This window comes from Halomonas sp. SL1 (assembly GCF_003030865.2).
GTDB classification, from domain to species: Bacteria; Pseudomonadota; Gammaproteobacteria; order Pseudomonadales; family Halomonadaceae; genus Halomonas; species Halomonas halophila.
Genome location: NZ_PYUQ02000014.1, coordinates 210,364 through 227,722 on the forward strand (window position 1 = coordinate 210,364; position 17,359 = coordinate 227,722).

Consider the following 17,359-nt stretch of genomic DNA (forward strand, 5'->3'; position numbering starts at 1 on the left):
ACAAGACCATCGCTGCGGAATCTTTCACCATTCCCACAGCGAGGTATCTCCTCATGTCTCAACATCATCCCCTTCGTCACCCGCTCAACGACAAGCTGCGTCTTCACTACGAAGATACCTATCGTGGCTTCGACGTCCAGAATTGGAAGGATGACCCACTGGTCGCGAACTATCTGGAGCGAGTCTTGAAGACACTCAATGCCGTAACATGGATCAACCACTCCACCTTCGTCTTTCGTGCGGATCTCCACTTCCCGAGTGAGATGCCGCGCCTGCCCATGCACGAGACCAACGCCGTGCTGGCACGGTTCTTTGACAATTTCCGCAACGAGCTCAAGCAGAGGCAAACCAAGTACCCCACCCAGCTTCACAACCTCTGGGCCCGCGAGCAGGTCAACAGCGACAAGCCCCACTACCATCTTATGATCATGCTCAACAAAAACGCCTACGACAGCCTGGGGACGTTCCGTCCAGATGGGTTCGACGTTTACTCATTCAACAATCTCTACCACCGCATGATGCGCTCCTGGTTGAAAGCGATGGGGTTCGCCCAAGACGATCCACGCTTCCACCAACTGATCCATGTCTGCAAAGATCCGGTCACCAAAGAGCCCTGGTCCTGCGTCCTGCATCGGGATGACTGGGTGGCCATGAATGAAGCGGTGTACATGGCCAGCTACCTGTGCAAGGCCTACAGCAAGCCATTCGGCCAGAGGGCTCACGTCTTCGACGGCAGCCGCTTTCCAAAGCAGTCGTCTTTGATCACTGAGTGACATGGTATGGGTCCGTCTTCGGCGGACCCGTCCTGCCGCTCTCAACAAGGTGCCTGACGATGTTTCCGACTTCGATGTTTCCTTCCCTCTCGATTACACACAACACGCGTGACAGCCAAGAAGCATCTTCATCCCAAGATCCCTGGGGCGATCGTCGTCTCGCCCGGATGGAACGCAAGGAACCCACTCGCCGATTGCTACGTGACGTCATGGCCCTGCGTCGGATTCGTGGCATGAGCCAGACGGCGCTGGCGGCTGAGCTAGGGGTCAGCGTGCGGACCCTGCAGGAGTGGGAGCAGGGTCGAAGGCTGCCCTCGGGGGTCGGCCAGGCCCTCCTGGAGCGCTGGGCACGCGAGCAGCCGGAATGGCAAGGGAATGCCCCTTATAACGGGCCATAGCGCCCATGAGACGGGGATACACAATACAACTTTCAGCTATTTTGTTACTAACTTTACCATTCAGCGATCCCATTTTGGTAGACTCGAGGGCCGACAACGTCCTGAGCTCTGCCCGATGACCGATACTCCGCACAGCCCCTCCGGTGGGATGACCGATCAAGACGCCCCTTTGAAAGTTGGCAATGTCTTCAATCGTGCCGACGCTGTCCATACACCACCTACCTGGCATGACAATAAAAGCGAGGTTGAGGATCTTCCAGCAATCGAGGCGATGATTCGTTCATTGACCGACTTGCCTACCTACGAACGCTGCCTGGAAGATGACTTTCACTGCAGCGAGGTTGCTCATGGAAAACTCAAGGGCCATCAAACCTGCATCATTTTACCCGACAGCCGTCTTCATCAATGTCGCAGGGCGGTGGGAACACTTTCCAATTTGGAACAGCAGACACGTTCATTGCATCAACCACCTAGCCTCAGCCTTCATGCGCAGTCCTTCCTTACGCATCTTGTCTGGTGCTACAGTGGCGATTATCACTGGCCTAAATTACGATTGTCGAAAGCTGAGGCTACGGCGATGAGCCAACGCTTTCAGCGTTCTATCGAGACCTTCAAAAGAGAGGTCACATCTTCCAGCTTCAAGCAAAAGATCAGGAACACAGACACCCTCTCCAAGAGACATCAAAAAAATCTTCGTCACTGGTTCAACCAGGCCTTCTGCCAGGCACCAGATCTGCTATGGGTACATCTCCAGCTAGGCTACCGTGACGAGCCGTATGTCAACATCGAACAAACCCTGGAAGATCGTCGTGCATTTCTTTACAAGCGACATCACAATCCACTGTTTCGTCATTCGCTGGGATATGTCAGCAAGCTGCACTACCGACTTCACAAGGGCCTCAGTCACGACATGATATTGCTGTATGATGCCCAAAAGGTCCGAGAGATCGCTTCACTGTGTGATGCTCTCGCCAGACGATGGAAAGAGGTCACGGATCATCGAGGCATGCCATGGTTCGAAGGTCAACCCATTAGCAACGACATCCCTAGTATCAATGGGATCTGGTCGAATCGCACCCCAGAAGACAAACGACGTCTCAAGGCACTGATCCACTACCTAAGCCGTTATGATACCTATCTGCGATACGAGCTCCCGAGTAACACGCGAACCTTGGTCAAATCACTGCCACCAGGAAAGAAACGTGCCAAGGGAAAGAAGGATGCGTAGCCAGGCAGCAGAATGGCTTGGCTAGCAACGTTAGGCGGAATACATTAGGATGCTCCGGAACACCCTATAGCCAAAGGTTGCAATATGACAGACCCCCTCACTCGGCACGAGCAGCTCGTGAGCGATAAGGAGAGTATCGCCAAGGAGCTTAAGGAACTGGAGCAAGATCCAGCCTATCAGAAGGCTTTGGCCTTCAAGAAGGACATCGAGGATGTCCTCGAGATGCATAGTAAGACGAAAGAAGACCTCCTGCAGCTGTTTGGATCGCCCACAGCCCAAGAGCCCCGCAAGGGATCTTATCGCAAGCCCAGGAAGCCGCTACCGATGAAGCGGTATAAAAACCCGCACACCAAAGAATCGCTCAATGTCAAGACCCTCAAAGATCCGATTATAAAACCATGGATAGAGAAATATGGTCTCGATGAGGTGAAAGGCTGGAAAGAAGATAGCAATGATAAGGTCAACCCAGCCCAGAAGAACTGATATGCTTTTCGATCCGCTCATCACACTGTCATCGCTACAGGACTAGGCAGAATGCTCATCAATGCCCGCGAACATTCGCATGCGCGGATCGCGCCGCGCGACAACGGACTGATGCTGGGACAACATCCTTCGCTGCCCTTGACGATTCAGGACGTTGAAACTGTCGGGTCCCGTGTGATTGGCCATCCGCTTGGTAAATAACTCAGGACGCTTGGTATGCCATTCTTTCATCACCACAATCGGTGATCGATGGTGCATCGCCTTCTGCGGAATGTGATGATTGGATAGCCACGTATGGCGTTTCAGCGTCTGCTCCAGATCTTCTCCCGAGTTATAGCGCCGCGTCGCTAGCCGCAAGCTTCAGGCCGCTTCGCCCACAGCGGCGGTAGGGCATGTGTTCGTAGCAGCCTTATGCGGGGCGGTAGGACATTGAGCGCTCCTGCCTCTTGGGTTGGCGGTGCGCGTCAGGCATCGGGCCCGGCGAGGTGCGTCTGATCGCGACCGGCGTGCTTGGCGGCGTAGAGCGCGGTATCCACGCGCCGAAAAAGCTCGCCGAAGGCCTCACCCGGCCGCTGCTCACCTAGGCCGGCGCTGACGGTCACGGTGATGGCCTGGCCGTCGTCCACCGGCACGCGTCCCTTGCCGATATTGGCGCGAACGCGCTCGACTACTTCCCGGGCCTGCTGCGCCTGAGCCCCCGGCATCACGATCACGAATTCCTCGCCGCCGGTGCGAGCGACGAAATCGCCGTCGCGCAGGCACTGCGCCAGGCGCTCGCCCAGCCAGACCAGCACGCGGTCGCCGATGTCGTGGCCGTAAGTGTCATTGATGGCCTTGAAGTGGTCGATATCGAGCACCGCCAGTGAGAAGGGTGGTGCGCCGCTCTCTCGCGCTTGCATCAGTCGCTCGATGTGCTGCTCCAGGCCGGCACGATTGGGCAGGCCGGTCAGGTGGTCGGTCATCGCCCGGTCGGCCATGCGGTCGCGCTCGTTGCGCATGCGTACGATCTCGGTCTCGTGGACGATGACCCGCTCCACCGCGTTGGCGATCAGACGCAGCAATTCTTCCTCGATCTCGCTGAACGCCTTTGGCCGAGGCCGGGGGCTGGAGAAGTTGAGGGTGCCCCAGACCTGGTCCTCCACGCGCAGAGGGATGCCGATATAGCTCTCCAGGCCGAACTGCCGGTAGCAGGGATGGCCGTTGACGCGCGAGTCCTCGCTCGCCCGGGTGGTATGGAAGACATCCGCCTCGTCGAGCATCAGCCGGCAGTAGGTGTCGCCCAGCGCGAAGGTGGCGCCCGGTGCGATCTCGGCTTCCCGGGAGGCGGCCCACCAGACGGTGTAGCGTTCGCCTTCGATGCGGCTGACCAGACCGATGTCCAGCGAGAGGTAGCTCAGGGCATCCTCCAGCAGCTGGCCGATGATCTCCTGGGAGCCAACATCGGAGCGGTTGACGCCGGTATGGACGTCGCGCAGCAGCTGGATCATGGCTCCATATTCGGAGATATCCTGGATGATGGCAAAGAAGCCCACGACCTCACCATCGAGGAAATCGGGCACGTAGTTGACCTTGAAGTAATAGGTACGGCCGTCGGCCAGGGTCAGGCGATCCTCGTAGGTCACCTCCTCGCCGGCCAGGGCACGGCGAAAGCGCGGCGCCACCTTAGCGTAGGAGGCCTCGTCGAGCACCGAGGCCACCGGCCGGCCGTAAAGGGCGTCGCGGTCGAGGCCGATGAAGTCCTGATAGGCCCGGTTGTTGAGCCGGAAGCAGCCGTCGGGATCGACGTAGGCGACCATGATAGGGAGGCGATTCACCAGCCGACGGAGGACACCTCGATGCCCCCGGGCGTCGGCACTCAGTCGAATGGCAACGTTGCCGTCGGTCAGTGGGTAGACCCGGCAGGTGTCGGTCTCGAAGGTGCGGGGCTGCTGCGGCCGAGGCTCCCCGAGGGCCAGCCGCTCGGCCAGCGAGGCGCCCAGGCGGAGGCCGGGATCGTCGAACGCCATCAGGGGTCGGCCGATCAGGCTCTCTCGGGGCAGCCCGAGGCGCGCCCGGGTTTCGCCAGTGGCATCCAGGATCCAGCCATCGGGGGAAACGTGCAGATAGGCGGATGGCGAGAGCGCCAGGACCTCCTCACGCCATGACTGTGAACTCATACGGTGCATTACTTCTCGTTAATGTGGTGTTACCGGTGCACGCTGCCCCAGGCTGGGGAAAATGTCCATCCCGTCACGCAAGCAACGAGAATGATAAGTGCTCAGGGCACTGGTCATAGCGCACTGCGCCAGACGCTCGCCCATTTGCAGGTGGTACGGAGCCGATGATCACTAAGGGCCTGGGCCTGCTCGGGATCATAGCCATCGGCAGTGGAATTGCGGCGCAGCTCAAGGCTGATCGTGCTGCTATGGAGACCCTGCTCCCTACCGACCTGGCGCAGAGCTCAAGCTCTACAGCGGACCTGGACAGCATGGGAAAATTTTAATACGTTTATGTATTGATCTGAACATTTTCTCCTATCAAGGCAGTCCAGCCATGCAAGAGCCACCCACCATAGCCGGAAGGCTGAAAAAAATCATGGAAGAACAAGGTGTTGGAGAGAATGAGCTTGCTCGCCGAGCGGGGGTCACCCAACCAACGATCCACCGCATCTTGAAAGGCGAAAGCAAGTCTCCACGGATTACGAATTTAGAAAAAATTTCAAACGCTTTGGGCATAACCACCACCTACCTGACCCAAGGCGAATTACCATCGGGCACAGGCGTCGCCCCAGATCGGGACACTTCAGACGTAAGCCCACGCAAGCCGACATCAGGCGTAGCTGTCGCTCATGGACCGCCGATTTTAAGCGCACTCGGCCCATTCGGTACGCTTCGAGCTGTGCTCAGTGGCGTGACGGGGGGCTTCTCAAAGCCTGCCAGGGAGTCCAAGCCCAAGCTCAAGCTCAACCACTATCCGGTGATTTCTGGCTCCCAGGCTTCCAGCACTGTTGGCCTTCAGGAAGCCCTAACCCAAGCAATCGAAAAAAAATATTACGAAACAACGGGATACACATCCAAGGATGTGTCATTTTGGCTTGCGTTAGAAGGCGACTCGATGGCTGCACCCGTAGGCGTATCCCCGAGTTTGCCTGAGGGCACGATGGTGCTGCTCGACTCGGGAAAGACACCGACACCGGGCAAGCTGGTCCTCGCCGCGCTTCATGATGGTACCCAGCTCACCTTCCGCAAATTGATCAAAGACAGCGGACAGCTCTATCTCAAACCACTAAACCCCTCTTACCCATTGATTTCACTCGATAATCAAACAAATGTTCTTGCGGTTGCCGTGGAGGCAAAGATCAACCTCTAATCCCCCCTACTCCCTTCCAAGGCCCCACCAGCTTCCAATACGTTTATGTATTGACATGCCAATACGTTTTCGTATTATTGCTCCTAGAGCGGCAAGCACGATCGCCAGCAGCTAAGAACAGGGAGGCAGGCATGACAGATGGATTACTCCAACCATTTCAGGTCGCCAGGCGCCTGGGAATGAGCCGAAGCTGGGTCTACGGCCATAAACATGAAATCGGATACATCCAGATCGGAAATGCTGTGCGCTTTGAGCAAAGTGCAGTGGAGAGGTACGCTGAGAGCTGCAAGCGCGGCCCTCAGCCAGGGGGACGCAACACATGGGAATCACTGTTCGATACAGGGAAAAGCGCGACCGGTGGGTGGTCACGGAAACGCACCACGGTCGGAGACATCAACAAACGTTTGCAGGGACTCGAGAAGGGGAGCGCCAAGCCCGCGAGTACGCAGCGAAGCGCGCCGCAGAACTGAACGAGGCCGAATTCCACGGTGAGGTGATGGGGCGCCAGCCACGGCGCACCTTCATCGAAGGCCTTGAGCGCTGGATCGATGAGTACGACGTGGCCAGCCAGGTGAAGGCGATCCGCCCGGTCGCAGCCTACATGGGCGACCGGGTGCTGCTCGGCCAGGAGTCGCTCGACAAGGCCAGAGAGATGGCCCGGGACCTGCGCAAGAAGGGCCGGGCACAGAGCACGATCAACAATCACCTTCAGGTGGTGAAGCGCGTGCTGAACCTGGCCTACCGTGAATGGGGTTGGCTTGAGCAGCCGCTGGGGGACAAGCTCAGGAAGAAGTCGCCGAAGAACGAGCGGCATGTCTACCTGACGACCGAGGACCTCAGCCAGCTACTGAAGGCCATCCCCAACCGCCAAATCGTCGAGAAGAAGGTCATCGCCCTGGCGGCGCTTACGGGCCTACGTCAGGGGGAGCTGCTCAGCTTAGACGCTTCGAACGTCCACGGTGGTCGCATCCTGCTGCGACCAGACCAGACGAAGAGCGGCAAGGCACGAGTGGTCCCGGTACCAGAAGACGCTCGGCCGTGGCTGGAGGAGCTGCCGTTCGCCACGACCTACTCGCGCCTGCGACACGCCTGGGAGACCGCCCGGGCAGCCGTCGGCCGCAAGGACCTGCGCTTCCATGACCTGCGCCACAGCTATGCGAGCATGCTGGCCCAGGCTGGCGAGAGCATGACCACGGTGCGGGATCTGCTGGGGCACTCGAGCCTGATTGTGACCAGTCGATACAGCCACATGTTCGACGCTGGGCTCGACGATATTGGCGCGCGGCTGCCATCGCTGAATGCGGCCATCTGCGACCAAACTGCGACCAAGCACTGAGGAGGGGTGCTGCGAAGAGACGAAAAATGCTGATAAGCTTTTGATTTTGAAGTGGTACCGGTGGTCGGACTCGAACCGACAAGGGCTTGCACCCGGCGGATTTTGAATCCGCTGCGTCTACCAATTCCGCCACACCGGCAACGGCGCTGCATTATACGTGGGCCGGACGGGAGGTCAATCGCGACCCCTGACTTCGCGGCGGCGACAGGGTATCCTAGGCGGCTTGCCAATGGCTCGGCCGAGCCGCCCTTCTCATCCCACCATCCGGACGTTTCACCCCATGCAGCGCGCCGATTTCCACTATGAGCTCCCCGAGGCGCTGATCGCCCGCTATCCCTCCGAGCAACGCAGCGACTGCCGACTGCTGTGCGTCGACGGCGAGAGCGGCTCGCTCGCGCACCGCCGCTTCCCCGACCTGCTCGAGACCCTCGACCCGGGCGACCTGCTGGTGTTCAACGACACCCGGGTGATCCCGGCCCGACTGCACGGCCACAAGGCCAGCGGCGGGCGCGTCGAGATGCTGCTGGAGCGCCCGCTGGACGCCCATCGCGGCCTGGCCCACCTGCGCTCGAGCAAGTCGCCCAAGCCCGGCACCGAGATCGCGTTCGAGGGCGGCATCCGCGCCGTGGTCGAGGGCCGCCGCGATGCGCTGTTCGAGCTGCGATTCCTCGGCGAGACGCCGCTGGTGGAGCTGCTGGAGCAGCACGGCCACATGCCGCTGCCGCCCTACATCACCCGCGAGGACGAGCTCTCCGACCGCGAGCGCTACCAGACCGTCTACGCCCGCCGCGAGGGCGCGGTGGCCGCCCCCACCGCGGGGCTGCACTTCGACGAGCCGCTGCTCGAGGCCCTGGCCGAGAAGGGCGTGGAAAGCGCCTTCGTCACCCTGCACGTGGGCGCCGGCACCTTCCAGCCGGTGCGCGCCGACGACATCCGCGACCACGAGATGCACAGCGAGTGGATCGAGGTCTCCGAGGCGGTCTGCGAGCAGGTGCGCGCCGCCCGCGCCCGGGGCAACCGCGTCATCGCGGTGGGCACCACCAGCGTGCGCTGCCTGGAATCGGCCTGCCTGAAGAGCGACGACGGCGAGATCGCGCCCTACAGCGGCGAGACCGACATCTTCATCTATCCCGGCTACGACTGGCGGGTGGTCGACGCCCTGATCACCAACTTCCACCTGCCGGAGTCGACCCTGCTGATGCTGGTGTCCTCCTTCGCCGGCTATGAGACGGTGATGGCCGCCTACCGCGAGGCGGTGCGCGAAGAGTACGCCTTCTTCAGCTACGGCGATGCGATGCTGCTGACGCGCGCCCGCTGATCCGAGCCGCTCGGCCATGCGCCGGCCGACCGCTTCGACGAATTTCGAGAGACCCCATGCGAGACGAATGCTTCATGAACTTCGAGCACCTGGCCAGTGATGGCCGGGCGCGCCGCGGCCGCCTCAGCTTCCCGCGAGGCACCGTGGAAACGCCGGCCTTCATGCCGGTGGGCACCTACGGCACCGTCAAGGGCATGACGCCCGAGTCGGTCAAGGAGATCGGCGCCGAGATCATCCTCGGCAACACCTTCCACCTGTGGCTGCGCCCGGGCACCGAGGTCATCGAGGAGCACGGCGACCTGCACGACTTCGCCCAGTGGGACAAGCCGATCCTCACCGACTCCGGCGGCTTCCAGGTGTTCTCGCTCGGCGAGATGCGCAAGATCACCGAGCAGGGGGTGCACTTCCGCTCGCCGGTGGACGGTTCCAAGGTGTTCATGGGCCCCGAGGAATCGATGGCCGTGCAGCGCTCACTGGGCTCGGACATCGTGATGATCTTCGACGAGTGCACGCCCTACCCGGCCACCGAGGACGAGGCCAGGAAGTCGATGGAGATGTCGCTGCGCTGGGCCCAGCGCTCCCGCGACGCCCACGGCGACTCGCCCTCGGCGCTGTTCGGCATCATCCAGGGCGGCATGTATCCCGAGCTGCGCGAGGCCTCGCTCGAGGGCCTCGAGAAGATCGGCTTCGACGGCTACGCCATCGGCGGCCTGTCGGTCGGCGAGCCCAAGGAAGAGATGATCAAGGTGCTCGACTACCTGCCCGAATGGATGCCGGCCGACAAGCCGCGCTACCTGATGGGCGTGGGCAAGCCGGAGGACCTGGTGGAAGGCGTGCGCCGCGGCGTCGACATGTTCGACTGCGTGATGCCGACCCGCAACGCGCGCAACGGCCACCTGTTCACCGGGGAAGGCACGGTCAAGATCCGCAATGCCAAGCACCGCCACGACACCCGTCCGCTGGACGAGGAATGCGACTGCTACACCTGCCGCAACTTCTCCCGCGCCTACCTGCATCACCTCGACCGCTGCGGCGAGATGCTCGGCTCGATGCTCAATACCATCCACAATCTGCGCCATTACCAGCGCCTGATGGCTGGTTTGCGCGGTGCTATCGAAGCGGGTACATTGGCGAACTTCGTGGAAGGGTTCTACGCGCAGCGCGGTCTGCCGGTTCCCCCCGCTCCGAATTGATCGACGGCCGGCCCCCGTGGCCGGCCGTCGAGCGCCGCTGGAAGGCGTCTTGTTTCCCCGCGACTCAGGAGATCGTCGTACATGCTGGACTTCCTCATTTCCCCGGCCATGGCCCAGGACGCTGGCGCCGCTCCGGGCGGTGGCATCGCCCAGATCGTGATGCTGGTCGGCTTCGTGCTGATCTTCTACTTCCTGCTGTGGCGTCCGCAGGCCAAGCGGGCCAAGCAGCACAAGCAGCTGATCGCCGGCCTGTCCAAGGGTGACGAGATCGTCATCGGCGGCGGCATGATGGGCCGCATCACCAAGGTCAGCGAAGACAGCGAGTTCCTGTCCATGGAAATCGCCGAAGGCACCGAGGTCAGCGTCCAGAAGAACGCCGTGGCTTCCGTTCTGCCCAAGGGCACGCTCAAGTCCATCTGATCGGATGCCCCCGCGCCCGCACGCCTACCCGGCCGTGCGGGCTGCCCTGCGACCACCGAGGCGGGGCCCGGCCGACCGGCTCCGCCCGGTGCTCGTGATGGCGCAGCGTCCGTCCCATCATCAGCAACCTGAGGGCAGGGCCCCCATGCTCAATCGTTATCCCCTGTGGAAGTATCTGCTGATACTCCTCGTGCTCTCCGTCGGCCTGATCTACTCTCTCCCCAACCTCTTCCCCGAGGACCCGGCGGTACAGATCAGCAGCGACGGGGGCGACTTCAACCTCGACCAACGCCGCCTCGAGCAGCTCGAGAGCTCCCTCACCAACGCCGGCCTCGGCATCCAGTCCGTCGAACGCGACGCCGGCAGCGTGCTGATCCGTCTCGACAACGCCGACGACCAGATCCAGGCCCGCGACATGCTCAGCGAGCGCCTGGGCGACGACTACGTGGTGGCGCTGAACCTGGCCGAATCCACTCCGGGCTGGCTGGAATCGCTGGCTGCCTCCCCCATGACCCTGGGCCTGGACCTGCGCGGCGGCGTGCACTTCCTGCTCGAGGTCGACATGAAGGCGGCCCTGACCCAGCGCCTAGAGGTCAACGCCAGCGCCATGCGCGAGACCCTGCGCGACGAGCGGATCCGCTATCGCAATACCGAGGTCGAGGAACGCTCGATCCACATGGACTTCATGAACGAGGAGGATCGCGACGAGGCCCGCCGCCTGATCAGCCGCGACTTCCCCGAGTTCGAGTACAGTGACCTCGAGCGCGACCGCGGCGCCGGCCTGGCGATGACGCTGACCGACACAGCCGTGCAGGAGATCCAGGACTACGCGGTCAACCAGAACCTGACCACGCTGCGCAACCGCGTCAACGAGCTCGGCGTGGCCGAACCGCTGGTCCAGCGCCAGGGGCCGGCGCGCATCGTCGTCGAGCTGCCCGGCGTGCAGGACACCGCCGCGGCCAAGCGCATCGTCGGCGCCACCGCCAACCTGGAGTTCCGCCTCGAGGCGCGGCCGGACACCCCGGAGGCCGAGACCGAGACCTATGCCTTCCGCAACGCGGAACGCACCGCCACCCTGATGCGCGACGTCATCATCACCGGCGACAGCGTCTCGAACGCCAACCGCAGCTTCGACGAGAACGGTCGGCCCCAGGTCAACATCAACCTGGACGGCACCGGCGGCACCCTGATGAACCGCGCCACCCGCACCAACATCGGACGCAACATGGCGGTGCTGTTCATCGAGCACAAGACCCGCGAGCGCACGGTGATGGAGGACGGCGAGGAAACCGTCGTTCGTTCGCCCTACACCGAGCGCAGCATCATCAGCCTGGCCACCATCCAGAGCGCGCTGGGCAACAGCTTCCGCATCACCGGGCTGGACTCGCCCACCGAGGCGGCCGACCTGGCGCTGCTGCTGCGTTCCGGCTCGCTGGCCGCGCCGATCTACTTCGCCCAGGAGCGCACCATCGGGCCGAGCCTCGGCCAGAAGAACATCGAACGCGGCATCCTCTCGGTGCAGATCGGCCTGCTGCTGGTCGTGGCCTTCATGCTGATCCGCTACAAGGTGTTCGGGGTGATCGCCAACGTCGCGCTGGCCTTCAACCTGGTGATGCTGGTGGCGGCCATGTCGCTGCTCGGGGCCACGCTCACGCTGCCCGGCATCGCCGGTATCGTGCTGACGCTGGGCATGGCGGTGGATGCCAACGTGCTGATCTTCGAGCGCATACGCGAGGAGATGCGCGGCGGGCTCTCGGCCCAGCAGGCCATCCACGCCGGCTACGAGCGCGCCTTCACCTCGATCGTCGATGCCAACATCACCACCCTGCTGGTGGCGTTGATCCTGTTCTCGATCGGCACCGGCCCGGTCAAGGGCTTCGCCGTGACGCTGTCGCTGGGCATCCTGACCTCGCTGTTCACCTCGCTGATGGTGACCCGCGCCATGGTCAACCTGTGCTACGGCCGCAAGCCCGTGAAGAAGCTCTGGATTTAGGAGAAGGCCATGCAATCGTTCATCAATCGACAGCTCGACTTCATGGGCAAACGCCGGCTGGCCTTCATCGCCTCCGGGATGATGCTGCTGGTGTCGATCGTCGCCCTGCTGGTCAACGGGCTCAACCTGGGCCTGGACTTCACCGGCGGCACCCTGGTCGAGGTCCGCTACGCCACCGCGCCGGCGCTGGCCAGCGTGCGTGAGGCCCTGGAAGCCGCCGGCTTCCAGGACGTGGCGGTGCAGACCTTCGGCGCCTCCACCGAGGTGCTGATCCGCCTGCAGCAGGCCTTCGATGCCGGCGTCGGCGACCAGGTGGTCGACCTGCTGAACCAGGGCGGCGCCAGCGTCGACCTGGTGCGCGCCGAATTCGTCGGCGCCCAGGTCGGCGACCAGCTCCGCGACCAGAGCGGCATGGGCATGCTGGTGGCGCTCGGCATCGTGATGCTCTACGTCGCCTTCCGCTTCCAGTACAAGTTCGCCCTCGGCGCCCTGCTGGCCCTCGTCCACGACGTGGTGATCGTGATCGGCGCCTTCGCCCTGTTCGGCTTCGAGTTCGACCTCACGGTGCTGGCCGCGGTGCTGGCGGTGATCGGCTACTCGCTCAACGACACCATCGTGGTCTACGACCGCATCCGCGAGAACATCCGCAAGTCGCGCATCGACGACATGCCGGCGATCTTCAACGAGGCGATCAACCAGACCCTGTCGCGAACCCTGGCCACCTCCGGCACCACCCTGCTGGTGCTGCTGGCGCTGCTGATCCTGGGCGGCGACATGATTCACTACTTCGCCGTCGCGCTGATCATCGGCATCGCCGTGGGTACCTTCTCGTCGATCTACGTGGCCGCGGCCCTGCTGCTGCCGCTGAAGCTCAGTCGCGAGGATCTGATCCCGGCCAGGAAGGAAGATCCGGAGGCCGAGGAGCTGCCCTGACGGCATTGCCTCACCATCCGTTCACGACACCCCGCTTCGGCGGGGTGTCGTCGTTCAGGGCGGCAACACTTCCCTCGTCCGCCTGGCGACGTCGACTTTAGGCGTCCCCGAGGCGGAGGACTTTCCCGCAAAGGCGTGCCGAATCATCTTCTTAACGCTTCCGATAACTGTTTGAATATCAAATAGCCGGAATCCATATATTAGACGCTATCCCAGGACGCTCCCTAGGCTTTGCCTGCTAAATAATAACGAGCGAGGAGCGCGCGATGACACAACGCAGACTCGGCATCGTCGAGAAAATCGGCTTCGGCATGGGCGATGCCGGCAACAACATGACCTTCGCCGCCGTGGTCATGTATCTCTCGTACTTCTATACCGACGTCTACGGCATCTCCCCCGCCGTGGTCGGCACGATCTTCCTCTCGATGCGCTTCGTGGATGCCATCACCGATCCCCTGATGGGCGCGCTCGCCGACCGCACCCGCAGCCGCTGGGGGCGTTTCCGGCCCTACCTGCTGTTCGTGCCGGTGCCGCTGGCCGTGGCCTGCGTGCTGATGTTCACCACTCCCGAGTGGTCCGGCACGGCCAAGATCGCCTACGCCTTCGCCACCTACTTCATCATGTCGCTGCTCTATACCGCGGTGAACATCCCCTACTGCGCGCTGGGGGGCGTGATCACCGACGATCACCGCGAGCGCGTGTCGTTCCAGTCCTGGCGCTTCATCCTGGTCGGCGTGGCCTACCTGATCCTCAACAGCGGCCTGATGCCGCTGGTCGAATGGATCGGCGGCGATGACGAGGCCAAGGGCTTCCAGTACAGCATGACCATCATGTCGGCGATCGGGCTCGGGATGTTCCTGTTCTGCTTCCTGACCGTGAGGGAACGCGTGCACCCGACGCCAACGCAACACGACCGGCTGGCCGCCAAGCTCAAGGCCCTGGCCATGAACCTGAAGTGGCGGATCGTGCTCGGCGTGACCTTCCTGCAGGCGCTGCAGTTCTTCCTGCGGCAGGGGGCGGCGATCTACTTCGCCACCTACGTGCTGGGCTTCGGCACCCTGGGCATTTCGGCGTTCATCACCAGCGGCGCGCTCGCCAGCATCGCCGGGACCGCGCTATCGCCTCGGCTGAGCCGGCGCATCAGCAAGCGCAAGGTGTTCCAGGCCAGCACCCTGGCCCTGATCGCGGCCTCCTGCCTGCTGTTCCTGGTGCCCGGCCAGTGGGCCATCGTGGCGAGCCTGCTCTTCGTGCTGGTCAGCTTCATGCACGGCGTCGGCGCCCCCATCTCCTGGGCGCTGATGGCCGACGCCGAGGACTACGGCGAGTGGAAGACCGGACAGCGCAACACCGGGGTCTCCTTCGCCGGCAACCTGTTCTTCCTCAAGATGGGGCTGGCGGTCTCGGGCGGGATGATCGGGTTCCTGCTGTCGTGGGGCGGCTATCAGGCCAATGTCGACCAGCAGAGCGACTCGGCGCTGCTGGTCATCAGCCTGCTGCTGACCCTGATCCCCGCCATCGTCTGCCTGCTGATGTTCTGGGCCACCTACCTGTTCGGCCTGAACGACGATGACATGGACGAGGTACGCGCCGCCCTCCAGCAGCGCCGACCCGATGACGGCACGCCGTCCCCGGCCGCCGATCCCGCCTCCGGCGAGGCCTCGGCCTACACCTGATGCCGACGCACTTCCGTGCCACACGGCTCCCTGAAACGCGAGACGCCACCCCGAGGGGTGGCGTCGTCGTGGCTGGACGGGCCTCTCGCGAGGCGTCGGCTCAGTCCTGGGTCACCGGCTCCCGGGCGCGGCGCACCGCGCCGGCCAGCGAGCGGGTCAGCTCGAGCACGCCGCGCGAGGCCTCGGTGGGGCTCTCGGCCGCGGCCACGGTGTCGGTCAGCGCCGAGCCGACCACCACCGCGTCGGCGAAGCGGGCGATGCGCTCGGCCTGCTCGGGAGTGCGGATGCCGAAGCCGACGCCGATCGGCAGGTCGGAGTGCACGCAGATGGCCTCGACCTCCTGCGCCACGCGCTCGGCGGATGGCGCGGCGGCGCCGGTCACGCCGGTGCTGGAGACGTAGTAGAGGAAGCCCGAGGTGTTCTCGAGCACCAGCGGCAGGCGCCTGGCGTCGGTGGTCGGGGTCGCCAGGCGGATGAAGTCGAGGCCGTGGGCCTGGGCCGGCAGACACAGCTCGGCGTCGTGCTCCGGCGGCAGGTCGACCACGATCAGCCCGTCGACGCCGGCCTCGGCGGCCTCGGCGAGAAAGGCCTCGACGCCCATGCAGTAGATGGGGTTGTAGTAGCCCATCAGCACCACCGGGGTGGCGTCGTCGCGCTCGCGCAGGACACGCACCATGTCCAGGGTCCTGGCCATGGTCTGCCCGCCTTCCAGGGCGCGCAGGGTGGAGGCCTGGATAGAGGGGCCGTCCGCCATCGGGTCGGTGAACGGCATGCCCAGCTCGATCACGTCGGCGCCGGCCTCGGGCAGCGCCAGCAGGGTCTCGAGGCTGGTGTCGTAGTCGGGATCGCCAGCGCTGATGAAGGTGACGAGGCCGGCGCGGTCGGCGGCCTTGAGCTCGTCGAAGCGGCGCGCGATGCGGTCGTGGCGTTGGGTCATCGTCTCTCTCCTCATTGTGCCGGTGCGTCGGCGGCCAGCTCGTCGGCCAGGCGTTCGGTGACGGTGGTCATGTCCTTGTCGCCGCGCCCGCTCAGGTTCAGCACCATGACGTGATCCTCGGGCAGCGTCGGCGCCAGCTTGATCGCGTGGGCGATGGCGTGGGACGACTCCAGCGCCGGGATGATGCCTTCCAGGCGGCACAGGGTCTTGAAGGCGTCGAGCGCCTCGTCGTCGGTCACGGCGACGTACTCGGCGCGGCCGACCTCGTGCAGCCAGGCGTGCTCGGGGCCGATGCCCGGATAGTCCAGCCCCGCCGAGATGGAGTGCGCGTCGGTGATCTGGCCCTCGGCGGACTGCAGCAGGAAGGTGCGGTTGCCGTGCAGCACGCCAGGGCTGCCGCCCTGCAGGCTGGCGGCGTGCTTGCCGGTGTCCAGGCCTTCGCCGGCGGCTTCCACGCCGATCAGGCGCACGCTCTCGTCCTCAAGGAAGGGGTGGAACAGGCCCATGGCGTTGGAGCCGCCGCCGATGCAGGCCACCAGCGAGTCGGGCAGCCGCCCCTCCTTCTCGGCCAGCTGCTCGCGCACCTCCTGGCCGATCACCGACTGGAAGTCACGCACCATGGCCGGATACGGGTGCGGGCCGGCCACGGTGCCGATGATGTAGAAGGTGTCCGCGACGTTGGTCACCCAGTCGCGCAGGGCGTCGTTCATCGCGTCCTTCAGGGTGCCGGTGCCGCTGGTCACCGGGATCACCCTGGCGCCCAGCAGCTTCATGCGCTGCACGTTGGGCTGCTGGCGGTCGATGTCGGTGCTGCCCATGTAGATGATGCATTCCATGCCGAAGCGGGCCGCCACGGTGGCGGTGGCCACGCCGTGCATGCCGGCGCCGGTCTCGGCGATGATGCGCTTCTTGCCCATGCGCCGGGCCAGCAGCACCTGGCCGATGCAGTTGTTGATCTTGTGCGCGCCGGTATGCATCAGGTCTTCGCGCTTGAGATAGATCCGCGCGCCGCCGAGCGCCTCGGTCAGCCGCTCGGCAAGATACAGCGGGCTCTCGCGGCCGATGTAGTCGCGGCGCAGCGCGTCGAGCTCGGCGTGGAAGTCCGGGTCCTGCTTGGCCGACTCATAGGCTTCCTGCAGCTCGAGGATCAGCGGCATCAGGGTTTCGGCGACGAAGCGACCACCGAAGCGGCCGAAGAAGCCATCGGCATCGGGGGCGATCTCGGCGGTGGGGTGCGGCAGACCCATGGTGACGACTCCTGATGATCAGTGGGGAATGGCCACCACGATAAATCGCGCCGCACCCTGTGATAAGCGATCATTGCTC

At 63.5% G+C, this 17,359-nt stretch carries 15 protein-coding genes, 1 tRNA gene and 2 pseudogenes; 13 read left to right on the plus strand and 5 right to left on the minus strand.

Features of this window, described 5'->3' with window-relative positions:
* Nucleotides 1-53 precede the first annotated feature (53 nt).
* The 4 genes from C9J49_RS09555 to C9J49_RS16960 all read left to right on the plus strand — a co-directional run bounded on the left by C9J49_RS09555 (nucleotide 54) and on the right by C9J49_RS16960 (nucleotide 2,882).
* The gene (locus C9J49_RS09555) at nucleotides 54-773 is read left to right on the plus strand and encodes an inovirus-type Gp2 protein (RefSeq protein ID WP_107181363.1); all 720 of its coding nucleotides are present in this window, start codon (nucleotides 54-56) and stop codon (nucleotides 771-773) included.
* A gap of 209 nt (nucleotides 774-982) precedes the next feature.
* On the plus strand, nucleotides 983-1,171 hold the full coding sequence (locus C9J49_RS09560; RefSeq protein WP_258393920.1) for a DNA-binding transcriptional regulator: 189 nt from the start codon (nucleotides 983-985) through the stop codon (nucleotides 1,169-1,171).
* 115 nt (nucleotides 1,172-1,286) lie between these two features.
* Nucleotides 1,287-2,399, plus strand: a complete 1,113-nt coding sequence (locus C9J49_RS16955; protein WP_146612980.1) for a hypothetical protein — start codon at nucleotides 1,287-1,289, stop codon at nucleotides 2,397-2,399.
* Nucleotides 2,400-2,516: 117 nt separating this feature from the next.
* The gene (locus tag C9J49_RS16960) at nucleotides 2,517-2,882 is read left to right on the plus strand and encodes a hypothetical protein (RefSeq protein ID WP_146612981.1); all 366 of its coding nucleotides are present in this window, start codon (nucleotides 2,517-2,519) and stop codon (nucleotides 2,880-2,882) included.
* A gap of 42 nt (nucleotides 2,883-2,924) precedes the next feature.
* On the opposite strand, the pseudogene C9J49_RS17340 reads toward C9J49_RS16960, so the two are convergent.
* Nucleotides 2,925-3,233: pseudogene (locus C9J49_RS17340) on the minus strand (hypothetical protein); the annotation flags it as partial.
* 113 nt (nucleotides 3,234-3,346) lie between these two features.
* Nucleotides 3,347-5,038, minus strand: a complete 1,692-nt coding sequence (locus C9J49_RS09580) for a diguanylate cyclase (RefSeq protein WP_107181429.1) — start codon at nucleotides 5,036-5,038, stop codon at nucleotides 3,347-3,349.
* 376 nt (nucleotides 5,039-5,414) lie between these two features.
* On the opposite strand from C9J49_RS09580, the gene C9J49_RS09590 reads away from it, so the two are divergent.
* The 3 genes and pseudogenes from C9J49_RS09590 to C9J49_RS09595 all read left to right on the plus strand — a co-directional run bounded on the left by C9J49_RS09590 (nucleotide 5,415) and on the right by C9J49_RS09595 (nucleotide 7,566).
* Nucleotides 5,415-6,230 carry a LexA family transcriptional regulator gene (locus C9J49_RS09590; RefSeq protein WP_107181367.1) on the plus strand — a complete coding sequence of 272 codons (816 nt, stop codon included), beginning with the start codon at nucleotides 5,415-5,417 and terminating at the stop codon, nucleotides 6,228-6,230.
* Between the two features lie 131 nt (nucleotides 6,231-6,361).
* A pseudogene (locus tag C9J49_RS17445) lies at nucleotides 6,362-6,505 on the plus strand (helix-turn-helix domain-containing protein); the annotation flags it as partial.
* A gap of 44 nt (nucleotides 6,506-6,549) precedes the next feature.
* Nucleotides 6,550-7,566: a tyrosine-type recombinase/integrase gene (locus tag C9J49_RS09595; RefSeq protein ID WP_107181368.1), complete on the plus strand. Its 1,017-nt coding sequence runs from the start codon at nucleotides 6,550-6,552 to the stop codon at nucleotides 7,564-7,566.
* A 52-nt stretch (nucleotides 7,567-7,618) separates the two neighbouring features.
* Here the strand turns inward: C9J49_RS09595 and C9J49_RS09600 are convergent.
* A tRNA-Leu gene (locus tag C9J49_RS09600) sits at nucleotides 7,619-7,705 on the minus strand.
* A gap of 141 nt (nucleotides 7,706-7,846) precedes the next feature.
* Between C9J49_RS09600 and queA the strand changes: the two genes are divergently transcribed.
* The 6 genes from queA to C9J49_RS09630 all read left to right on the plus strand — a co-directional run bounded on the left by queA (nucleotide 7,847) and on the right by C9J49_RS09630 (nucleotide 15,096).
* Nucleotides 7,847-8,884: a tRNA preQ1(34) S-adenosylmethionine ribosyltransferase-isomerase QueA gene (queA, locus tag C9J49_RS09605; protein WP_046079517.1), complete on the plus strand. Its 1,038-nt coding sequence runs from the start codon at nucleotides 7,847-7,849 to the stop codon at nucleotides 8,882-8,884.
* A 56-nt stretch (nucleotides 8,885-8,940) separates the two neighbouring features.
* Nucleotides 8,941-10,077 (plus strand): tRNA guanosine(34) transglycosylase Tgt, encoded by a 1,137-nt coding sequence (tgt, locus tag C9J49_RS09610; protein ID WP_107181369.1) that lies wholly within the window; start codon nucleotides 8,941-8,943, stop codon nucleotides 10,075-10,077.
* Nucleotides 10,078-10,158: 81 nt separating this feature from the next.
* A complete protein-coding gene (gene yajC / locus C9J49_RS09615) occupies nucleotides 10,159-10,497 on the plus strand; it encodes a preprotein translocase subunit YajC (protein WP_035593895.1) in 339 nt (112 codons plus the stop codon).
* A 145-nt stretch (nucleotides 10,498-10,642) separates the two neighbouring features.
* Nucleotides 10,643-12,490 (plus strand): protein translocase subunit SecD, encoded by a 1,848-nt coding sequence (gene secD / locus C9J49_RS09620; RefSeq protein ID WP_107181370.1) that lies wholly within the window; start codon nucleotides 10,643-10,645, stop codon nucleotides 12,488-12,490.
* A gap of 9 nt (nucleotides 12,491-12,499) precedes the next feature.
* Complete coding sequence (secF, locus tag C9J49_RS09625; protein WP_046079520.1) at nucleotides 12,500-13,423, plus strand: protein translocase subunit SecF; 924 nt, start codon at nucleotides 12,500-12,502, stop codon at nucleotides 13,421-13,423.
* A gap of 266 nt (nucleotides 13,424-13,689) precedes the next feature.
* Entirely contained in the window at nucleotides 13,690-15,096 is a 1,407-nt protein-coding gene (locus C9J49_RS09630; RefSeq protein WP_046079521.1) for an MFS transporter, read from the plus strand.
* Between the two features lie 100 nt (nucleotides 15,097-15,196).
* Here C9J49_RS09630 and trpA read toward each other — a convergent pair whose 3' ends face one another.
* Nucleotides 15,197-16,033 carry a tryptophan synthase subunit alpha gene (gene trpA / locus C9J49_RS09635; protein WP_107181371.1) on the minus strand — a complete coding sequence of 279 codons (837 nt, stop codon included), beginning with the start codon at nucleotides 16,031-16,033 and terminating at the stop codon, nucleotides 15,197-15,199.
* 11 nt (nucleotides 16,034-16,044) lie between these two features.
* Nucleotides 16,045-17,280, minus strand: a complete 1,236-nt coding sequence (gene trpB / locus C9J49_RS09640) for a tryptophan synthase subunit beta (RefSeq protein ID WP_046079523.1) — start codon at nucleotides 17,278-17,280, stop codon at nucleotides 16,045-16,047.
* Nucleotides 17,281-17,359: the final 79 nt, after the last annotated feature.